Here is a 19632-nt window from a genome sequence, read left to right as displayed (position 1 = left end):
AGGAGGAGACAAGCATGAGGTTCACCAGACGCGACGTAATCCGCACCACCGCCGCCGCGGCGGCGGGCGCCTTGGGAAGCCGGTTCATCAGCTCGCCCGCCTATGCCCAGGAGGGACCGAAATACAAACCCGAGGACGGCGCCAAGCTTAGGCTGCTGCGCTGGTCACCCTTCGTCCAGGGCGACGAAGATCAATGGCTGGCCAACACCAAGCGATTCACCGAAGCGACCGGTGTCCAGGTCCGCGTCGACAAGGAAAGCTGGGAGGACATTCGCCCCAAGGCAGCAGTCGCCGCCAATGTCGGGTCCGGCCCCGACCTGATGTTCGTCTGGTTCGACGATCCACACCAATATCCCGACAAGCTGCACGACGTGACCGAGCTGGGCGAATATCTCGGGTCGAAGTACGGCGGCTGGCATGACGGGCCAAAGCAGTACGCGACCCGGGAAGGAAAATTCATCGGCCTGCCGCTGGCCACCATCGGCAATGCAATCGTCTATCGCGAGAGCTGGGTCAAGGAAGCTGGCTTCTCGGAATTCCCGAAAGACACGAAAGGCTTCCTCGAGCTTTGCAAAGCGCTGCAAGCGAAGGGACATCCGGCCGGTTTCACGCACGGCCATGGCGTCGGCGACGGCAACAACTACGCGCACTGGCTGCTTTGGAGCCACGGCGGCCAGATGGTCGACGAGAGCGGCAAGGTGACGATCAACAGCCCCGAGACCCTGAAGGCGATCGAATACGCCCAGCAGCTCTACAAGACTTTCATTCCCGGCACCGAGAGCTGGCTCGACGTCAACAACAACCGAGCCTACTTGGCCGGCGAATTGAGCGTGATCGCCAATGGCATTTCCGCCTACAACACGGCCAAGATCAACAAGGACAAGGATCCGAAACTGACCGAAATCGCCAAGGACACGCGCACGACCAACTTACCGATCGGACCCATCGGGAAATCCGTCGAGCTGTTCCAGGTGACCACCGCCGTCATCTTTGACTACACGCCTTACCCGAATGCGGCTAAAGCCTATCTGCAGTTCATGTTCGAGGACCCGCAAATGTCGGACTGGATCACTTCCTCGGCGGGCTATTGCTGCCAGACGCTCAAAGCGTTCGATAACAATCCTGTATGGACGGCCGACCCCAACAACGCTGCCTACGCGAAAGCCTCGGCGACGCTTCGACCTAACGGCTATGCCGGGCCGCTAGGCTATGCCTCGGCGGCAACCATGGCCGACTATGTGCTAGTCGATATGTTCGCCAAGGCCGTGACCGGCCAGGCGACGCCGCAAGAGGCGATGGAAGAGGCCGAGAAGCGCGCAAACCGCTACTATCGCGTTTGAGCCGGGCTCAGCCGGGCGGCAGGGCTGTCCGGCTGGCTTCGGACTGCGTCAAGGCTGTTCCGGCCGATCAATAAGACCTCAACAGGAGCCGACCCCATGGCCGTGCCGTCAGCTGCCATTCAGCCGCGTTCTTCGAACCAGTCGAGGATTCTATCGCGCTGGGCCGAAAGCCGGAACGCGCTTGGCTTCGGCTTCATGCTGCCGGCGGCGGCACTGCTGCTTGTCTTCCTGACCTATCCGCTCGGCCTCGGCGTCTGGCTTGGCTTCACCGATGCCCGCATCGGCCGCCCCGGCATCTTCATCGGCCTCGAGAACTACGAGTATCTTTGGAGCGACGCCGTCTTCTGGCTCTCCGTCTTCAACACCTTGCTCTACACGATCAGCGCCTCGATCCTGAAATTCGCGCTTGGCCTCTGGTTGGCGCTCATTCTCAATCAAAACCTGCCCTTCAAATCGTTCTTCCGCGCGATCGTCTTGCTGCCATGGGTAGTGCCGACGGTGCTGTCGGCCATCGCCTTCTGGTGGATCTACGATGCGCAGTTCTCGATCCTGTCATGGGCCCTGCAGCAGATGGGCCTTATCGACCATCGCATCAATTTCCTCGGCGATCCGACGAACGCGCGGGCGTCGGTCATCGCCGCCAATGTTTGGCGCGGCATTCCGTTCGTGGCGATCACACTGCTTGCAGGCCTGCAGACGATTCCGCAGTCGCTCTACGAGGCCGCGACGCTTGACGGTGCCAACCGTTGGCAATTGTTCCGCCACGTGACGTTGCCGTTGCTTACACCCATCATCGCCATCACCATGACGTTTTCGGTGCTCTTCACCTTCACCGATTTCCAGCTGATTTATGTGCTGACCCGCGGCGGGCCGGTTAACGCCACCCATTTGATGGCGACGCTGTCGTTCCAGCGAGGCATCTCCGGAGGCCAGCTTGGCGAGGGCGCCGCGATCGCGGTGGCCATGATCCCATTCCTGCTTGCGGCGATCCTGTTCAGCTATTTCGGCCTGCAGCGCCGCAAATGGCAGCAGGGCGGCGGAGACTGACATGGCCGCGATCGAAAGCAACCGTCCGGACACAGACGAGGGCGGCATGGGTTATCTTCAGAGCCTGCCCCGGCGCGTAGTGACCGTCTATCTGCCGCTGCTGGTATTCGTCATTGTGCTGTTGTTCCCGTTCTACTGGATGACGATCACGGCGGTGAAACCCAATCTCGAGATGACGGATTATGCGAATTTCAACCCGTTCTGGGTCGTGCATCCGACATTGGAGCATATACGCTATCTTCTCTTCGAGACGTCCTACCCCGGCTGGCTGCTCAACACGATCATCATCTCAACTGCCGCCACGTTCCTGTCGCTGCTTGCTTCGGTGTTTGCGGCCTATGCGATCGAACGCTTGAGGTTTTCCGGGGCGCGCCAAGTTGGTCTGGCGGTCTTCCTGGCCTATCTCGTGCCGCCCTCAATCCTGTTCATTCCATTGTCGGTAATGGTGTTCAACCTCGGCCTTTACGACACGCCGTTCGCTCTGATCCTTACCTACCCGACCTTCCTCATCCCGTTCTGCACATGGCTGTTGATGGGTTACTTCCGCTCGATCCCGTTCGAACTGGAAGAATGCGCGCTGATCGACGGAGCGAGCCGCTGGCAGATCCTCACCAAGATCGTGCTGCCGCTGTCGGTGCCGGGCCTGATTTCCGCGGGCATCTTCGCATTCACCCTGTCGTGGAACGAGTTCATCTACGCCTTGACCTTCATCCAGTCGTCCGAAAACAAAACCGTCCCGGTCGGCGTGCTTACCGAACTCGTGCGCTCGGACGTCTATGAATGGGGAGCGCTGATGGCAGGCGCACTGATCGGCTCTCTGCCGGTGGTGGTGCTTTATTCATTCTTTGTCGAACACTACGTCTCCTCGATGACAGGGGCAGTGAAGGAGTGAGGCTTTGCTACGGTCGCCTTCCGAAGCCGCCCCGTAGAAACACCGCAGGCTTGGTATCCTTTTCAACGAACCTACCTCGGCCTCGTGCTAAGTCCTGTCGAGATTTAGGAATCGGCTTTTGGCTTGTTTGTGATTCAGGCTGAATGGGACGATTTGTCCTGACTGACGCCAAATGGGTAAGATGGAACCGCCTTGCGTGACCTTCCAGCCTTTTTTGAAAATTGGACACCGTCTTCAAGCGATGCCGGGATTGAATCCCATTACTGCGGGTTTTCGAAGCCAATCGGGACCAGCCAGACGGGGAGTCCGGTCGAGGTCACCGCCACGGAATGACCAGGGACGGCATGACCGAGCAAGATTTGCGCGCCCACGCGGCCCCAAACGCGAACGGCGATAGGCGATATATTCAGGGGCACCGCCGATACCGAAGGAATGACCGGCGCTATCGTCGCTGTCATCGAAAAGGAGCCTGGGAATGTCCTCGCATATGATCGCTGTCATCGGTGGTGACGGTATTGGACCGGAGGTCGTCGAGGCCGGGGTGAAGGTGCTAGAAGCCTTGACTGTTGCCGAACCAGGTCTTGCCTTCGATTTCAAGCGCTTCGACTGGGGTTCTGATTACTATCGCGGCAACGGCCGCATGATGCCGCGCGATGGCCTTGACCAGATTAAGGCCTTCGATGCGATCTATTTCGGCTCGGTCGGCGACCCTAATCTCCCGGACGATATCACGCTTTGGGGTCTGCGCCTGGCCATCTGCCAAGGGTTCGACCAGTACGCCAATGTGCGGCCGACGCGCCTCCTGCCTGGACTGACCGGTCCGCTGCGGCCCGAACTCGGCAAGCAGATAGACTGGGTGATCGTCCGCGAAAACAGCGAGGGCGAATATGCTGGCGTCGGCGGTCGCGTCCATCGCGGCCTGCCGATCGAGGTTGGCATGGATGTCGCTGTCTTTACCCGCACCGGCATCGAACGAATCGCCCGGTTTGCCTGCGACCTTGCCTCGTCACGGACCCGAAAGTTGCTGACAGTGGTGACAAAGTCGAATGCACAGCGCCATGGCATGGTGCTCTGGGACGAAGTCGTTCGCGAGGTGGTTCGCGACTACCCCAGTCTGACTGTCGATTGGATGCTAGTCGACGCCATGACCCAGCGAATGGTCAACAAGCCCGACATTATCGACACGGTTTTAGCGACCAACCTCCATGCCGACATCCTTTCCGATCTGGCTGCTGCGCTTGGCGGTTCTCTTGGCGTTGGCGCGACGTCGAACATCGATCCGTCTCGCAGGCATCCGTCCATGTTCGAACCCATCCACGGTTCGGCCTTCGATATCGCCGGCAGGGGCATTGCAAATCCTATTGGATCGTTCTGGACGGCAAGCCTGATGCTCGACCATCTCGGGGAGGTGGCTGCAGCACGTCGCCTTATGGTGGCGATCGAGATCGTCACCGACCGTGGAGAGTTTCTTAGCCCGGATCTTGGTGGTGCTGCGAGCACGGCGGCGGTCACGGCCGCCGTGATCGAGGCACTTCGCTCCAACTAGCACTACTTTGGCAGATTTTTAACAATGGGGCGGGCCGGATGATGCGTTGGCAACAGGAATTACCCAGAACAGAAAAATCTGGCATCGGTCAGGCCTGAAGCTCATTCGCACAAGCGACAACGCAATTCGCTGAGCACCCAAAGTTTGTTGCCGGGCCTGCGAAAGCCATAGCATGCGATGCTCCCACGACACCCCTCTCATTGCGGACCTCGCGGCGACAGTGATTTCGTATCCCCCGCAGCGAGGCGACGCGATCGAACTGGCATCATGGCCGTCGCTGGGGGTGAAGCTGTCGGCAACAAGCCGCCCACCTTCACCATGCTGACGACCGATCCCGGGCGGGATGTCGCGCCATATCACAACCGACAGGTGGTCGTCCTTCAGCCGGAGAATTGGGCTGCCTGGATCAATTTAACAAAGCCTGACGCCGAGCTCTTGCGCCCGCTTCCATCCGGATCGCTTTCGGTGGAGAAAGTTCGCCCCGAAAGTTCGTGATTTAGCTGCGTAATCTCCGGCACGCTGAGGGGACCGAGATCGAGAACCGGCGTGTATTCGCCGGTGCGGCGCCAGACGCCCCGAACCTTTCCATTCTCTCGATCCCGTTTCGGATAGAATATCTGCCCCTCGAAGTGATCAAGGAACGCCTTTGCAGACGCGGCATCACTGAAACAATGGAGCCGAAAGGTATTCTCCGTTCGGCCATATCGCCTGCACCTGCCGCGTTTGGTGCTTAAGTCCTCGTTCCTGGCAGAACTTCGCAATTAAGCGGCGCGCTTTTACCCGATTGGGACTCGGAGCGACCGAAAGCCTTCATGCATCTGGTGCTCTGCATCGCATGAGCGGCGTCCCACATCCCACTCCTTGCGTCCATTAGGAGGGTCGTTGTGGACCAAGCCCTACTTGTGACAAAGCCGATCCAGCGCGTCTCGAAGTGCAGTGGCGGCATCGTCACGCTCGTCAGGGGACATAAGCTCCGGTTCAAGTTCCAGCCTGAAGTGCGGCAGCTCGGTTCGAACGGCACGACGAGCGGCCGCCAGATTGGCCTTCAGATCGATGACGCGGTAGGTGGCCACGGGATAGGCCCCTTGACCTGGACGTGCCCCAGCTCTTCACAGTCGATTGAGTCCTTCACTTGCGCAAACGTCTCGTAGGAAATGAGGATGGCCCCCGGCGGCGCCTCCTGCTCCAGGCGCGAGGCGAGATTCACGGCGCCGCCGATTATCGTGTAGTCCATCCGGTCCTCGCTGCCGAAGTTACCGACGGTGCAGTAGTCGGTATGGATGCCGATGCGACAGCGCAGCGGTGTTTCGATCCCCATGTCCCGCCAGACTTCGGCAAGCTCGCTAATCCGCTTTTGCATTGCAAGTGCCATCTGCGCACAAGCCAGCGCGTCCTCCTTGACGCCGCGAGTCTCGGGATCGCCGAAAAACATCAGGATCGCGTCGCCGACATATTTGTCGATCGTCGCGCCGTGATCCGAAGCTATTTTCGACATTTCCGTCAGATAGTGATTGAGGAGTTGGGTGAGATCCTCGGATTCCATTTTGTCAGTGGTCTCCGTAAAGCCGGCGATATCGGAGAAGCATATTGTCAGTTTCTTCCGCTGGCTGGCGATCCTGACCTCCTGGCGGCCGGTGAATATCGAGCGATACACTTGGGGCGCCAGATACTTCGCCAGCTTGCTGGAAAGCGCCTCCAGAACCACGGATTTCTCGGCTAGGTTCTCCTCCCTTTGCTTCAGCTCAGTGATGTCCGAATAGACGGCGACCGTGCCGCCGGCGCTGATCCGCCGCTCGCTGATCATGACCCATCGCCCGTCGCCTCGCCGCTGCACCCAAGGTTCGCCAGGGTTGCGGTGCCGCGAGAGGCGCTCGGCGACCCACTCCTCGACCCGCCCCTCGGCGTCCTTGATGTAGCCGCGCTCAGCGGATCGGCGAATGATTTGCTCGAATGTCGTGCCGAGCGTCAGTTCGGTCTCCAGACCGGTGTAGAGCAATTCGCGGTAGCGGCTGTTGCTGAGGGCGAGCCGGTCCTCCCGGTCGTACAGAGCGAATCCTTCGGAGATGCTTTCGATGGCATCGATGAGCCGCTGGCGAGCTTCCGCTATTTCGCGCAGGTTCTTTTCCTCGACCTCGACAGCAGTATCCCGGAAGAGTCTCAGCGCTTCGGCCATGCGCCCGATTTCGTCGCTGCCCGCGGCTGGCAGCGGCGCACGAAGGTTGCCCCCCGCAATCGCGAGCATGCCCTGGCTCACGGCCCCCAGTCGGGCGAGGAGGCTGCGGTCGACATAGAGCCAGACAACCAGAACCGAACTCAGGAGGCTGAGGAAGGCGGAGCCGAGCACAACCGCGGTGCCGTAGCGCTGGACGAGCGCGGCTTCGCGACCGGACGCAGCGATCTCCTGGTCTGCGGTGGCGACCAGGCGATCGACGCCAGCGGTGAGATTGCGCGACAGTCGATTGTTCTCGACCAGAAGCCTTTCGCCCTGTGCCAGGACAGCAAACTCGTCCTCCCGCGCCTTGGGGATGCTGTCCTCGCCGTCGGTCAAACCCTTGAATTCGTCGACACGCTGCCGGAAGCGGGTCCGCAGCTTTTCGTCGATCTCCGTGGAAACCTTTTCAAGAGCAGTGAGCGAACGGCGTAGCGGAAAAAGGATCAACGCCAGGTCGCCCGGCGTCGGCGCGTTCGCGACCTTCACCAGCGCGTCGTTGACCGCCGAGATCTCCAACTGCGCCTTCTGCTGGGGGATGTAGGCCGCAATCGCCTGGACCAAGTCGGTCATCGCCGCTGCGCGTCGATCGGGCGACAGCGACGTGTCGGCCGCGACCGCCCGCCATTGCGGAAGCCTGGAATCCATCACTAGGATGCTGGTGGCGACAAGGCGCTGGCTTCCGGTCGTCGTCGCGGCGAGGCGATTCAGGAGCTCCTCCTTGCGGGCGACCACGTCGAGCCGGGCGACAACAAGAGAGTCGAGCTCCTTCAGGTTGCGCCTCAGAACAATCACGGCTTCCTCGATCTCGGCCAAAGGCACTGTGCCCAACGTGGCATCACGGAGGTCCGTGCGCAGGGCCTCGAGGCGGGACATCTCGAGCGCCACGGCAGCCGAGACCTCGCTGTGCTGAGCCCTGCTTGTCGCTGCCAGCACCGATGGCGCGGCAGCAGCGACCCGTTCGGCTTGGCGCGAAAGCTGGAGGGAGGCGAGCGCCGACGGCACTCGATCCGTGGTAATTCGGTCGACGACGTCGCCAACCTGGAGGAAGGCATAAAGCGCCGCAGCGGTTGCCAGCACCGCAAGGGCGCTGATCCCGAAAAAGGCGAGCAACAGCCGGCCGCGTATGCCGAGGCGTTCAAGCATCTCGGTGAGTCGCGACAGTTCGGCCACTCTGGTCTGCATCGACTAGACATCTCAGCCGGCACGCCGGCGATCAGCGAATCCTATTCAACCGGCACGTACTCTCCGCCGCGCCAGACGTACCAAACCCAGCTCTGCTTCGTGAGGTCGCCCTTGTCGTCGAAATCGAGCCGGCCGATGACGGTGTCGAATTCCTGTTCGTGCAGTGCCGCAATGACGGCCTTGTGCTCCAGCGAACCTGCCTTCGAGACTGCCTGGGCCCAAACCTGGACCGCGCAGTAGCTCAACAGCGTGTAGCCCGCGGGTTCGAAATTCTCCGCACGGAACTGCTCAACGACCGCGGCCGCTTCGGGGCTTCGCCTCGGGTCCGCCGGGAACGTGAAGAGGGTCCCCTCCGCCGCGGGGCCGGCGATCAGGGCAAATTCCTCGGTCGCCAAAGCATCTCCGGATATGAGCTGAACCGTGTAGCCATTGTCATGTGCAGCGCGAGCAATCAGCGCAACCTCGGCATGATACCCACCCACATATAAGGCGGAGACGCCGGCGGTCTGCAACGCAGCGACCTCGGCCGAATAGTCGTCCTTCCCGGGAATGTATGCGTCGTAAACGGCCTCAGTCACGCCCCGCTTGTTTAGCTGCTTCCTGGTCTCGTCGGCGAGACCCTTCCCATAGGTCGAGTTGTCGTGGAGAATCGCAATCTTCTTGTTGCCCCAGCGATCGGCAAGGTAGTTGCCGGCGACGATACCTTGCGCGTCGTCGCGGCCAATGGTGCGAAAGACATTGGCGCGGCCCTGTTCGGTCAGCTGCGGATTGGTCGAGCCTGGAGATATCTCAACGACGCCCGCCTCCTCGTACACTTTTGATGCGGGGATCGAGGCCCCGGAGCAATAATGCCCGACGACGAGCACGACCCCGTCAGCCACCAGCTTCTTGGCGGCCGCCACAGCTTGCTCGGGATCGCAGAAGTCGTCGACGGAAATGAGCCTCACCTTCTGGCCGAGCACGCCGCCCGCCGTGTTGACGTCGGCCACTGCCATCTCCGCGCCGCGCTGTCCCTGCTCGCCGATCCAGGCGAGCCGTCCCGTCATCGCAGCCGAGACGCCGATCAGCACCTCCGCCCGCGCGGAGCTGAACGCGGCCGCGAGCGCGACGATCGCTATGGCGATGATGCGGTGCATGTGTGCACCCCCTTAACTATAGCTTACGCCAATCCCGTCAGAGCCGACAGCCCCTTCGGCAAGCGCGACTATCTCGGCTGCTATTGCAGCGCACACCCAATTTTTGGCGGAGCGATCATAAACTGGAATGGCTTGTCATAACTTCGTTCGCTGAGGTCGGAATCGCGCGCCAAATCCGGACGTTGCCGCTGACCGGAGGGAGCGTCGTGATTGGGTCAAATTCCGAATCTTCATCCGCTGCAACATAGCTCCGACCTTCTCGCGCGCCGAGCGCCCGAAATGCCACCGAACCTGCCGACATCATAGCCACGCCTCGAGTAGAGGCTTCGTCTCGAGCACCTCGGCACGGTTCCGTTCGCGCGATAGAAGCAGCGGTTGGCGATTGAGCAGCATGGAATCGCCGAATTCATGCGCGCGGTATCGATACGCGGTGAAGGCTGCGGAGGCCTTGGCGAGCAGAGCATCATCGGCAAAGGCGCGCAGGAGTTCGAAATGGCTTTCGCCGGGCTGGTGGACGCCTGTGAGAATCGCATCGACCACGCGAAGCCGCGTGCCCCGCGCGATGCGCCCTGTCGCAATGCCATTTCCGGCACGCACATTGCCGCCGGGATTGGCGGCTGCCTCAAGTGCGCGCACTACGCTCGTGCCGATCGCAATGATGCGGCTGCCGCGCAGCTTCGCCCGCGCGACCTGCGCCGCGGTGCGCCCAGGGATGCGGTATGGCTCGTCGAAGGGAAGGCGCGAGTCGAGCGCGGGATCGCCGGTGGAAGAGACGCCCGCAGCATGCGTGAGTGTTGCAAAGCCAACGTCGTGCCGACGCCAGGCTTGGAGCGTGCGCCAGTCGAGCGCGAAGCCTGCCGACGGCGCCTCGAACGCGACCGGCCCGGCGGCAATCTTCGTCCAAACATCCCACAGTGCCAACGGCTCGGGAACATGCGCGTATTGGATCGGCTGGCCGTGCTGCGCCAGTCCTGCAAGCACCGCTGCGCGGTTGCCTGGGAAGTGCAACTCGAGAAGGCGTGGATGGTCGAGAAGGCGCTCGACGACAGCGTCAAGCGAGCCGAGCCGGAGGCGATCGCCTGGTGACAGCGGAGGTGGAGGCAGCCGGTCTTCCGTGCGCGTGCGGTGATCGCCCGAACCGAAGGCAATCGCCACGAAACGGGTTGGATCGGGAAGTGACAGCCAGCCCGCCAGGCGGATCTCGATCGCCTCACCGCTTGGAACATGCGTGCCGTGCAAGCTGGCAGTCAAGGTCGCGGCGTCATTGGCGACGACCAGATCGCCGGGGTTGAACAGCGTCGCGAGTCCAGCGCGCCGTAGGTCGCGCATCGTGCCGTCCGCCTCGACGACGAACAGCCTGGCGGAGCACCGATCGGGACGATCGGCGGCAATCATCCATGTGCTCCGGCGAGAAGCGTAGAGCGGACCGGCAACGCGTCGAGCATCTTTTCGATGATCTCGGCAGCTGCCTGCTCGGGGCGCTTCAAGGTCGCCGGATCAGCATCAGGGATCGCGAGCGCGTGCAGTGGGGTGTCCATATCGCCGGGGTCAAGCGCGAGGAGCCGGATGCCGTCTGCTTTCGCCTCCTCGTCCCAAATCGCCGTCAGATGGGCAAGAGCGGCCTTGCTCGCGCCGTATGCTCCCCAGCCGGGATAGGCGTTCACCGCGGCGTCGCTGGAAATGTTGATGACCAGCACGCCGCGGCCCTCGCGCGCGGACGCGGCAAGCGCACCGAACAGAGCTTTCGTCAGCCGGAACGCGCCGACGAGATTGACCGCGAGCGCCGTTTCCAGCTCCTCGCACTCGGTATCGGCAAGGAGCGCCAGAGGGACAGGGCCGAGGCTCGAGGCATTGTTGATCAGGACATCGAGCCCGCCGAGCCCGGCAGTGACCTGCAACGCGATCAGGTAGATGTCCTCCTTCTTGCCGACGTCGCCGACAATGCCGTGCGCGCCCGTCTCGTCAGCGATGCGTGCGACATTCGCGGCGGCGCGAGCGACGAAGGCCACGCACGCACCCTGCGCGGCCAGCTGCCGCACAAGCGCCACTCCGAGCCCGGAGGTGCCGCCCGTGACCGCCACGCGAAGTCCCTGAAGTTCGATATTCGTCTGCATTGCCAATGCTCCTTTAATCCGTATGCCCCTTGCTACAAGTTCAAGTTAACTTGAAGTCAAGCGGGAATTGTGCTTTCGTTCATGCATGGATTCCATGCTGACCATCACCGACGTGGCGCGGCGCAGCGGCGTCGCATCATCGGCCCTGCGCTTCTACGAGGAGCGCGGGCTGATCGCGTCCGAGCGGGCCGGCTCGGGACACAGGCGCTACCCGCGATCCGTGCTGCGCCGGATCGCCTTCATCGTCTTCGCGCAGCGAATTGGGCTGACGCTTGAGGAGATCGGCGCCGAGCTGGCCAAGTTGCCAGCCGATCGCGTGCCGTCGCGTCGGGATTGGTCGCGGTTATCGGGCCAGTGGACCAAGCACATCGACCAGCGCATCGCCGAGTTGCAGCGCCTGAGGTCGGGGCTTACCGAGTGCATCGGTTGCGGCTGCCTGTCGATCGACCGGTGTAGCCTTGCGAACCCTGCCGATATGGCAGGACGCAAGGGGCCGGGGCCGAGGTATTGGCTGGGGTGAGTTGGCAGCGTGCCTGTCACTATTGCAGAACTCGGCAGCGCAAGACTTCGCCAAGTGCGAGACGCTGCGGCCCCGGTAAGGTTCAGCGGCGGTATTGTTCGTCGCTGACTTTCTCCACCGCTCGACGGCCTTGCAATCGAGTGAATAGCAATATGCGCCGTTGAACGCGCCGACGCGTCGCCAGGCAAGCCTAGAAAATTTGGCGCTCCTATCATTCGAGTGCCAAAGGGGCTATGTTAAGCGTTGCAGTCGCTCTGTTTGCGGCGGCAGAAAGAACCCCAATGAAATTCCGACCACTCCACGACCGCGTCGTCATTCGGCGGGCGGAAAGCGATACCAAATCCAAGGGCGGAATCATCATTCCCGACACCGCCAAGGAAAAGCCTCAGGAAGGCGAAGTGATCGCCGTTGGACCTGGCGCACGCGATGAAAATGGCGCGCTTGTTCCGCTCGACGTCAAGGCCGGCGACTTCATCCTGTTCGGCAAATGGTCGGGCACCGAGGTCAAGATCGACGGCGAGGACCTTCTGATCATGAAGGAGAGTGACATTATGGGCATCGTCGAGAAGACCAAAGCGGCCAAGAAAGCCGCCTGACCGGGCGATTTGCGCTCTGCTAATTTCCAGACTGAACTGGACGTAAAATCATGTCTGCCAAGGAAATCAAATTCGCTACCGATGCCCGCGACCGCATGCTGCGCGGTGTCGAGATCCTCAACAATGCCGTCAAGGTGACGCTCGGCCCCAAGGGTCGCAACGTCATCATCGACAAGGCCTATGGCGCGCCGCGCATCACCAAGGACGGCGTCGCCGTCGCCAAGGAAATCGAGCTTGCCGACAAGTTCGAGAACATGGGCGCGCAGATGGTGCGCGAAGTGGCCTCGAAGACCAACGATCTGGCCGGTGACGGCACCACCACCGCCACGGTGCTGGCCGCTTCCATCCTGCGCGAGGGCGCCAAATTCGTTGCCGCCGGCATGAACCCGATGGATCTCAAGCGCGGCATCGATCTTGCTGTGGCTGCCGTGGTGAAGGACATTCAAGCCCGGGCCAGGAAAGTCAAATCTTCGGACGAGATCGCCCAGGTTGGTACGATCGCCGCCAATGGCGACGCGTCGGTCGGCGCCATGATCGCCAAGGCGATGGACAAGGTCGGCAATGACGGCGTCATCACCGTCGAGGAAGCCAAGACCGCCGACACCGAGCTCGACGTCGTCGAAGGCATGCAATTCGACCGTGGCTATCTTTCGCCCTATTTCGTCACCAATGCCGAAAAGATGCGCGCGGAGTTGGAGGACCCTTATGTCCTCATCCACGAAAAGAAGCTCGGCAATTTGCAGGCGCTGCTGCCTATCCTCGAGGCGGTCGTACAAAGTGGCAAGCCGCTGCTGATCATCTCCGAGGACGTCGAAGGCGAAGCGCTGGCGACCCTGGTGGTCAACAAGCTGCGCGGCGGCCTGAAGGTCGCGGCCGTCAAGGCGCCGGGATTCGGCGACCGCCGCAAGGCCATGCTGGAAGATATCGCGGTGCTCACCGCCGGCCAGATGATTTCCGAAGACCTCGGCATCAAGCTCGAAAACGTCACCATTGACATGCTCGGCCGCGCCAAGCGCGTCCTCATCGAGAAGGACACCACCACGATCATCGACGGTGCCGGCGAGAAGGCCACCATCCAGGCGCGCATCTCCCAGATCAAGGGGCAGATCGAGGAAACCACCTCCGACTACGACAAGGAAAAGCTGCAGGAGCGGCTGGCGAAACTCGCCGGCGGCGTTGCCGTCATTCGCGTCGGCGGCGCCACCGAGTCCGAGGTCAAGGAAAAGAAGGACCGTATCGACGATGCGCTGAACGCCACGCGCGCCGCAGTGGAAGAAGGCATCGTTCCCGGCGGCGGTGTAGCACTCCTACGCGCTAGGTCGGCCCTCAACGGGCTGACCGGCGCCAATGCCGATGTGAATGCCGGCATTTCGATCGTGCTGCGGGCGCTCGAGGCGCCGATCCGCCAGATCGCCGAGAATTCCGGCGTCGAAGGCTCGATCGTCGTTGGGAAACTCATGGACAGCAAGGATCACAATCAGGGCTTCGATGCTCAGACCGAACTCTACGTCGACATGATCAAGACCGGTATCGTCGACCCCGCCAAGGTCGTTCGGACGGCCCTGCAGGATGCCGGCTCGATTGCCGCGCTCCTGATCACCGCTGAAGCAATGATCGCGGACATTCCGCAGAAGGATGCGCCCGCTGTGGGTGGGGCAGGAGGTATGGGCGGAATGGGTGGAATGGACTACTGAGCGGCGCCTGAAACTATAGCCAGGACGACGGAAGGCCAGCGACGCGGGCACATGCAAGCCGATATCTCGGCGATCATCGGTTCGCTCGACATCGTGTTCGGGGAGATCGATCGATAGGCGCTCGTCGCTGTCGTTTCTGCTGCTAAAAAATGGTCTTGGAGACAAGAGCATGACCGACACTCTTGCCGAGAAAACATGTACGCCTTGTCGCGGCGGCGTCCCGCCGCTCACGCGTGATGAAGCCCAACGCTTCCAGGCACAGGCTCCAGATTGGGAGCTTGGTGACGATGCCCACCGCATCCAGCGGAGCTTTCGATGCCGCAATTTCCGGGACGCGCTCGCCCTTGTTCAGGACATCGGTGAGCTCGCCGAAACCGAAGGCCATCACCCCGACATCAGCTTCGGCTGGGGTTATGTGACGGTTTCCCTGAGCACCAAGAAGATCAAAGGACTGCACGAGAACGATTTCATCATGGCGAGCAAGATCGATTGGGTGCTCGATCGCTCGGGCCCCTCGACCGCCAGCAGTGACGGGGCAAATCCATTGCCAATCAAGTGAGGTCGTTTATGCCACACATCCGACCCGACAATCAGCGCGTCACCCAAATCACCATCGTCGATTCTGAACCGGACAAGCAGGCCGAGGCATTGTCCGTCATGACCGAGCGAGCGCGCTTTATGGCGCGCCAGCCTGGCTTCATCTCAATCAGCCTGCATCGCAGCCTCGACGGGCGGCGCATCGTCAACTACGTCCAATGGCAGAATCGCGATCTGCTGCGATCGGCTCATCAGTCGCCGGAATTCCGCAAGGAGTGGGGTCATTTCGATCAGTTGACGGACGAGATCGATCCCAATCTGTACGAGGTAGCCCAAGTGATAGATAGTGGTCAGTAGGCGTGCCGCCCACATGACCTGAATCGCCGGGTCGAGACGGCCGACATGAGCTGACAAAGTCTAAGCCATGGCTGCCATGAACCATCGCGTCGTCACCGTGTTCGGTGGAACCGGATTTCTCGGCCGCCGCGTTGTTCGGCAGCTCCGCGATGGTGAGTTTTTCGTTCGGATTGCATCAAGACATCCGGAACGGGCCAAGAAGCTGTTTGGTTCTGATGATCCGCAACTTCAAGCGGTCGAAGCCAATATCCACGATGAGCGGGCGGTCGCCGATGCACTTGCCGGTGCTTACGGTGTTGTAAATGCGGTCAGTCTTTATGTCGAACAGGGACAGGAGACCTTTCATTCCGTGCATGTCGAATCGGCCCGGCGGGTTGCAGCTCAAGCACACCGAGCTGGCGTCGAACGGCTCGCTCACGTTTCAGGAATCGGCTCCGATGTTGCCTCGCCGTCGCTCTACATCCGAAAGCGCGGCGAAGGCGAACTGGCGGTACGTGCGGCATTTGCTGACGCCACTATCATCCGCCCGGCCGTGATGTTCGGACCGGATGACGCGTTTCTCACCATTATCCTCAAACTTCTCCGCCGGCTTCCAATCTATCCAATGTTCGGTCGCGGCCTGACGAGATTGCAGCCGGCCTATGTGGGCGATGTGGCAGAGGCGACCGCAAGAGTGCTGCAGGGGACGGAAACGCATGCGATCACGTATGAGTGCGGCGGCCCTCGCGTCTACTCCTACAAGGAATTTCTCAGAGCCGTTGCGCACGAAGCCGGTCTTAAGCCCAAACTGATTCCAATCCCATTTGCCGCTTGGCACGCGCTGGCTTGGTTCGCCGAAATGCTCCCGAGCCCGCCCGTCACTCGGAATCAAGTGGAACTGATGCAGGTCGACAACGTGTCATCGGCGGAGATGCCGGGATTTGGAGACCTTGGAATTTCGCCGTACTCGGTCGAGGAAATGCTCCAGGAAATATTGTGGGATCACTGATTAAAGAGCTTCTTCGGCTAGTGCGCTCCCGCCAAGGGGAACGACAAGGGCAAGGTCGAGGGCATGGTGAAGTATTCCCGCTCGAACTTCATGACGCCGATATCGGCGGCGGCGAGCGTCGATGAGGCTTCGGTCTATCGTCTGCTCAAGGCGCACGACCTCGTCTAGGGTAGGACACCACACTTGGTAAACGCCGCTCCCTTCCGGTCGAGCGGCGTTTTCGTATCTTCTGTAAAAAGGCAACAAACGGCCCGCATTGTGGAAAGGCTAGCCTTGTAGCGCTGGCTGGTGAGCGTTGCGAACTGGCCCGGCAATACCGTCTGAGCGGCAAACGATCCGAGATTCCTCTGCTTTATAAGCGCTGACTAACAGGTTGTTTGCAATCTTTGGGGGGATGCAGAAGCCTTTGAGGCCTGCGAAGTAGGAGCCTGTCAGTGATGCACGGTGCCCGACCTCGGCAATTCTGAAGTGTCCGCATCAAGCATTTGTTGTCAGCAGGCCGTGCGCGCGGTCTGAAACAAGGGAAATTGAACGCTGCACCACTGCCGCCCGCAGCACTTGAAACCATGCCCGGGTCTTCCATGTAATACGCAATAGCGCACAACTTTCCGAATGAGGAAGCGCCGGCAGATGAGTCTGCTCCCCACCAGCAATTCAACAGAGCATCGCGATGCTGACCATCGTTGGCCGGCAGCGCTAACAACAGAGCGTTTTCCTCTTCGTTGTCAGACGAAGGGAGATACACAATGGCAAAGGTCGTTTGCGTCCTCTATGACGATCCGGTCGACGGTTATCCGACAAAATATGCGCGGGACGGCCTGCCAAAGCTCGACAGCTATCCCGGCGGCCAGACACTTCCCACGCCGAAGGCCATCGACTTTGAACCAGGGGTCTTGCTCGGTAGCGTGTCGGGCGAACTCAGCCTGAGGAAATTTCTCGAAAGCACGGGCCACAGCCTGGTAGTGACCTCGGACAAAGACGGTCCCGACAGCATTTTTGAACGCGAGCTCGCTGACGCCGAAATCGTGATCTCGCAGCCGTTCTGGCCGGCATATCTGACTGAAGAACGAATAGCCAAGGCAAGCAGACTGAAGCTTGCGATCACCGCCGGCATCGGATCCGATCATGTCGATCTTCAGGCCGCCATGGACCGCGGCATCACGGTCGCCGAGGTGACCTACTGCAATTCGATCAGCGTGTCCGAGCATGTGGTCATGATGATCCTGGGGCTCGTGCGCAACTACATCCCGTCCTACCAGTGGGTCGTGAAAGGCGGCTGGAATATCGCCGACTGCGTCGCACGCTCCTACGATATCGAGGGAATGCAGATCGGAACCGTCGGTGCCGGCCGGATCGGCAGCGCGGTGTTGCGCCGGCTGAAGCCGTTCGACGTCAAGTTGCACTACACCGATCGCCACCGCCTGCCTGAGGCGGTCGAGAAAGAGCTTGGCGTCACCTTCCACAAGGACCCCGCATCCATGGTCGGCGTCTGCGACGTGGTGACGATCAATGCGCCTCTGCATCCGGAGACGGAAAACCTCTTTGACGAGACGATGATCGCCAGGATGAAACGCGGCGCCTATCTGGTAAACACGGCGCGCGGCAAGATCTGCAATCGTGACGCCATCGCCCGCGCGCTGGAGAGTGGCCAACTCGCTGGCTATGCCGGCGACGTCTGGTTCCCGCAGCCGGCTCCCAAGGATCATCCGTGGCGATCGATGCCGCATCACGGCATGACGCCGCACATTTCAGGATCGTCGCTCTCCGCCCAGGCGCGCTACGCCGCGGGCACCCGCGAAATTCTCGAATGCTGGTTCGAAGGCCGGCCGATCCGTGAGGAATATCTGATCGTCGATGGCGGCAAGCTCGCCGGCGCTGGCGCGCATTCCTACAGCGCCGGCGACGCCACCCGCGGTTCGGAAGAGGCAGCACGCTTCAAGGCCAGGAGTGATCCGAGCTAGATCGATTTCCGCTACGCTCGACTCGGACGGGAAGAAGACAAGGGTGACGTGGGGGGCAGATCAACAGGCAGATCAACATTGGTCCTGCTTCCAAGGTTGACGAAAAGACCAAGGCCGAACTCAAGAAAAATTGGACGATGATGCTGGCCGGTTCGACAACATCATCAAGCTGGCCACTGACACGTCGCTGCGCCTTTCGAAGTTGAGGACGACCAAAGGCCGAGCCGCCTGAGTGTTGGAACCAGGATGCCGGCAGCCTGTTGCGAGGTTGGGTCCGCGCGTTGCCACTGGCGCAGCCATTTGACTGCGTCGCGGTCGCTGGTCTCGGGGTGGAGGGTAATGCGCTCCAGCACACTGAGACGGAGCTGCAGCGCCTCCTCGCGCTCGGTCGTGAGCCAGGCCTGATAGGCGTCAAGCTGCGGCAGATCGAGACCGTCGAGCAAAGGCAGCGCCAGGAGCTTTGCCATTTCGTGCAGTTCATTGAGCGTGACAGGCGGCGAGGAAGCCTGCCGTCGCCGGACGATCTCTAAAACTATCTCATTGTGCCGTGGCATGATCCTGACGAGGAGCAGGCAGGGCCTCGGCTGTGATCGACAGGAGATCTTTCCTGGGACGCCGATAGCTGCAAGGATCTCGCGGAACATTGGCAAACTGTCGAAGCATTGCGCCGACTACCGGGGGCGGCTCGACCCCATGTGTTTCAGATCCGATGTCGGCTGCATCAGGATCGCGGTGCCTCGGATCAACAGCCCCCGCCTGCTAGCGGGGAGAAATATGACGTCGAATGTTGCAGCCGCCCATGGCGTCATAGGCGCACGGCATTTAGTCCGCGGCTCAGGCCCTCGAGAGAGGCCACTGAGGTCGATGCCTAGGGAAGGGTCACCGCGGGCCTCCGGGATGGCACTTCCGCTTGCGGCGGTTGCAAATCGCTGGGGCCTCGGGACGTTACGGAGGGAAGTCATGTGGGTCGATCCACGTCTCGCCGACAGCCCGAAAGAGGTCTCCGCGGCGCTATGCAGCCAACTCTGTTGACCGCCGCAGCTATGGCTGAATCGACCCCTTGACGGTATGGAAACGGTATAAAGGCATAGGAGACAACGATAGCGAAGACGGATTAACTAGCGCGGCAACGTTTAATCAATTGATTTTATTGAGAAACATTTGGTGCCCAGAGGCGGAATCCAAGTGAGGAAAGTATGCCAGTACTTTCAGGATGTTACTACCCACGTAGCCTGCGAACAACCAACAGAAATACCAACAATATATTTCTGTGGATTACTTTCATTCCTCGTGGAATGCCCGACTGATTTGGTCCGACAGCGGCTTCACAAAATAGGAAAGCGCCGTATGCTCGCCCGTCTGGACCATCGCTTCGGCCGGCATGCCGGGCACGAGCGTCAGGTCCTTGAGCTTCGTCAGTTCCGCATGCGGAACCGATAGACGCACCAGGTAATACGAAATGCCGTTTTTTTCGTCCGTCGCCAGATCGGCTGCGATCCGGCTGACATAT

General features: G+C 61.0%; 16 protein-coding genes and 3 pseudogenes. 13 read left to right on the top strand and 6 right to left on the bottom strand.

The window, feature by feature from the left end; all coding sequences use genetic code 11:
- Positions 1-14: 14 nt before the first annotated feature.
- The 5 genes and pseudogenes from NKH03_RS22910 to NKH03_RS22890 form a co-directional block, all read left to right on the top strand.
- Positions 15-1340, top strand: a complete 1326-nt coding sequence (locus NKH03_RS22910) for an ABC transporter substrate-binding protein (RefSeq protein ID WP_352871554.1) — start codon at positions 15-17, stop codon at positions 1338-1340.
- Between the two features lie 195 nt (positions 1341-1535).
- Positions 1536-2387: a carbohydrate ABC transporter permease gene (locus NKH03_RS22905; RefSeq protein ID WP_352871604.1), complete on the top strand. Its 852-nt coding sequence runs from the start codon at positions 1536-1538 to the stop codon at positions 2385-2387.
- A 1-nt stretch (position 2388) separates the two neighbouring features.
- Complete coding sequence (locus NKH03_RS22900) at positions 2389-3279, top strand: carbohydrate ABC transporter permease (RefSeq protein WP_352882846.1); 891 nt, start codon at positions 2389-2391, stop codon at positions 3277-3279.
- 475 nt (positions 3280-3754) lie between these two features.
- Positions 3755-4825: a tartrate dehydrogenase gene (locus tag NKH03_RS22895; protein ID WP_352970659.1), complete on the top strand. Its 1071-nt coding sequence runs from the start codon at positions 3755-3757 to the stop codon at positions 4823-4825.
- A 267-nt stretch (positions 4826-5092) separates the two neighbouring features.
- Positions 5093-5320: pseudogene (locus NKH03_RS22890) on the top strand (SOS response-associated peptidase family protein); the annotation flags it as partial.
- 401 nt (positions 5321-5721) lie between these two features.
- On the opposite strand, the pseudogene NKH03_RS22885 reads toward NKH03_RS22890, so the two are convergent.
- The 4 genes and pseudogenes from NKH03_RS22885 to NKH03_RS22870 all read right to left on the bottom strand — a co-directional run bounded on the left by NKH03_RS22885 (position 5722) and on the right by NKH03_RS22870 (position 11469).
- Positions 5722-8180 (bottom strand): annotated as a pseudogene (locus NKH03_RS22885) (adenylate/guanylate cyclase domain-containing protein).
- An 80-nt stretch (positions 8181-8260) separates the two neighbouring features.
- Complete coding sequence (locus tag NKH03_RS22880) at positions 8261-9355, bottom strand: branched-chain amino acid ABC transporter substrate-binding protein (RefSeq protein ID WP_352970658.1); 1095 nt, start codon at positions 9353-9355, stop codon at positions 8261-8263.
- Positions 9356-9655: 300 nt separating this feature from the next.
- Complete coding sequence (locus NKH03_RS22875; protein WP_352970656.1) at positions 9656-10750, bottom strand: S-adenosylmethionine:tRNA ribosyltransferase-isomerase; 1095 nt, start codon at positions 10748-10750, stop codon at positions 9656-9658.
- The gene (locus NKH03_RS22870; RefSeq protein WP_352970654.1) at positions 10747-11469 is read right to left on the bottom strand and encodes an SDR family NAD(P)-dependent oxidoreductase; all 723 of its coding nucleotides are present in this window, start codon (positions 11467-11469) and stop codon (positions 10747-10749) included. The genes NKH03_RS22875 and NKH03_RS22870 overlap by 4 nt, the downstream gene beginning before the upstream one ends.
- An 85-nt stretch (positions 11470-11554) precedes the next feature.
- Between NKH03_RS22870 and soxR the strand changes: the two genes are divergently transcribed.
- From soxR to NKH03_RS22830, 8 genes and pseudogenes are all read left to right on the top strand, one after another.
- A complete protein-coding gene (gene soxR / locus NKH03_RS22865) occupies positions 11555-11989 on the top strand; it encodes a redox-sensitive transcriptional activator SoxR (protein WP_352871544.1) in 435 nt (144 codons plus the stop codon).
- A gap of 281 nt (positions 11990-12270) precedes the next feature.
- Positions 12271-12585, top strand: a complete 315-nt coding sequence (gene groES / locus NKH03_RS22860) for a co-chaperone GroES (protein ID WP_352970652.1) — start codon at positions 12271-12273, stop codon at positions 12583-12585.
- Positions 12586-12635: 50 nt separating this feature from the next.
- The gene (gene groL / locus NKH03_RS22855; RefSeq protein ID WP_352970649.1) at positions 12636-14279 is read left to right on the top strand and encodes a chaperonin GroEL; all 1644 of its coding nucleotides are present in this window, start codon (positions 12636-12638) and stop codon (positions 14277-14279) included.
- 42 nt (positions 14280-14321) lie between these two features.
- Positions 14322-14396 (top strand): annotated as a pseudogene (locus NKH03_RS22850) (NADH-quinone oxidoreductase subunit D-related protein); the annotation flags it as partial.
- Positions 14397-14448: 52 nt separating this feature from the next.
- Complete coding sequence (locus tag NKH03_RS22845) at positions 14449-14838, top strand: 4a-hydroxytetrahydrobiopterin dehydratase (RefSeq protein ID WP_352970647.1); 390 nt, start codon at positions 14449-14451, stop codon at positions 14836-14838.
- A gap of 8 nt (positions 14839-14846) precedes the next feature.
- A complete protein-coding gene (locus NKH03_RS22840; protein ID WP_352970646.1) occupies positions 14847-15173 on the top strand; it encodes an antibiotic biosynthesis monooxygenase family protein in 327 nt (108 codons plus the stop codon).
- A gap of 67 nt (positions 15174-15240) precedes the next feature.
- The gene (locus NKH03_RS22835) at positions 15241-16161 is read left to right on the top strand and encodes a complex I NDUFA9 subunit family protein (protein WP_352970644.1); all 921 of its coding nucleotides are present in this window, start codon (positions 15241-15243) and stop codon (positions 16159-16161) included.
- Positions 16162-16907: 746 nt separating this feature from the next.
- Positions 16908-18122, top strand: a complete 1215-nt coding sequence (locus NKH03_RS22830) for an NAD-dependent formate dehydrogenase (RefSeq protein ID WP_352970642.1) — start codon at positions 16908-16910, stop codon at positions 18120-18122.
- A 164-nt stretch (positions 18123-18286) separates the two neighbouring features.
- On the opposite strand, the gene NKH03_RS22825 is transcribed toward NKH03_RS22830, so the two are convergent.
- Entirely contained in the window at positions 18287-18766 is a 480-nt protein-coding gene (locus NKH03_RS22825) for a hypothetical protein (RefSeq protein ID WP_352970641.1), read from the bottom strand.
- Positions 18767-19403: 637 nt separating this feature from the next.
- The coding region (locus NKH03_RS22820; RefSeq protein ID WP_502913545.1) for a beta-barrel domain-containing protein at positions 19404-19632 on the bottom strand (229 nt) is incomplete at its 5' end.

This window comes from Mesorhizobium sp. M1406, from assembly GCF_040317555.1.
Taxonomy (GTDB): domain Bacteria; phylum Pseudomonadota; class Alphaproteobacteria; order Rhizobiales; family Rhizobiaceae; genus Mesorhizobium.
This window is presented reverse-complemented; position numbering and strand designations above follow the sequence as displayed.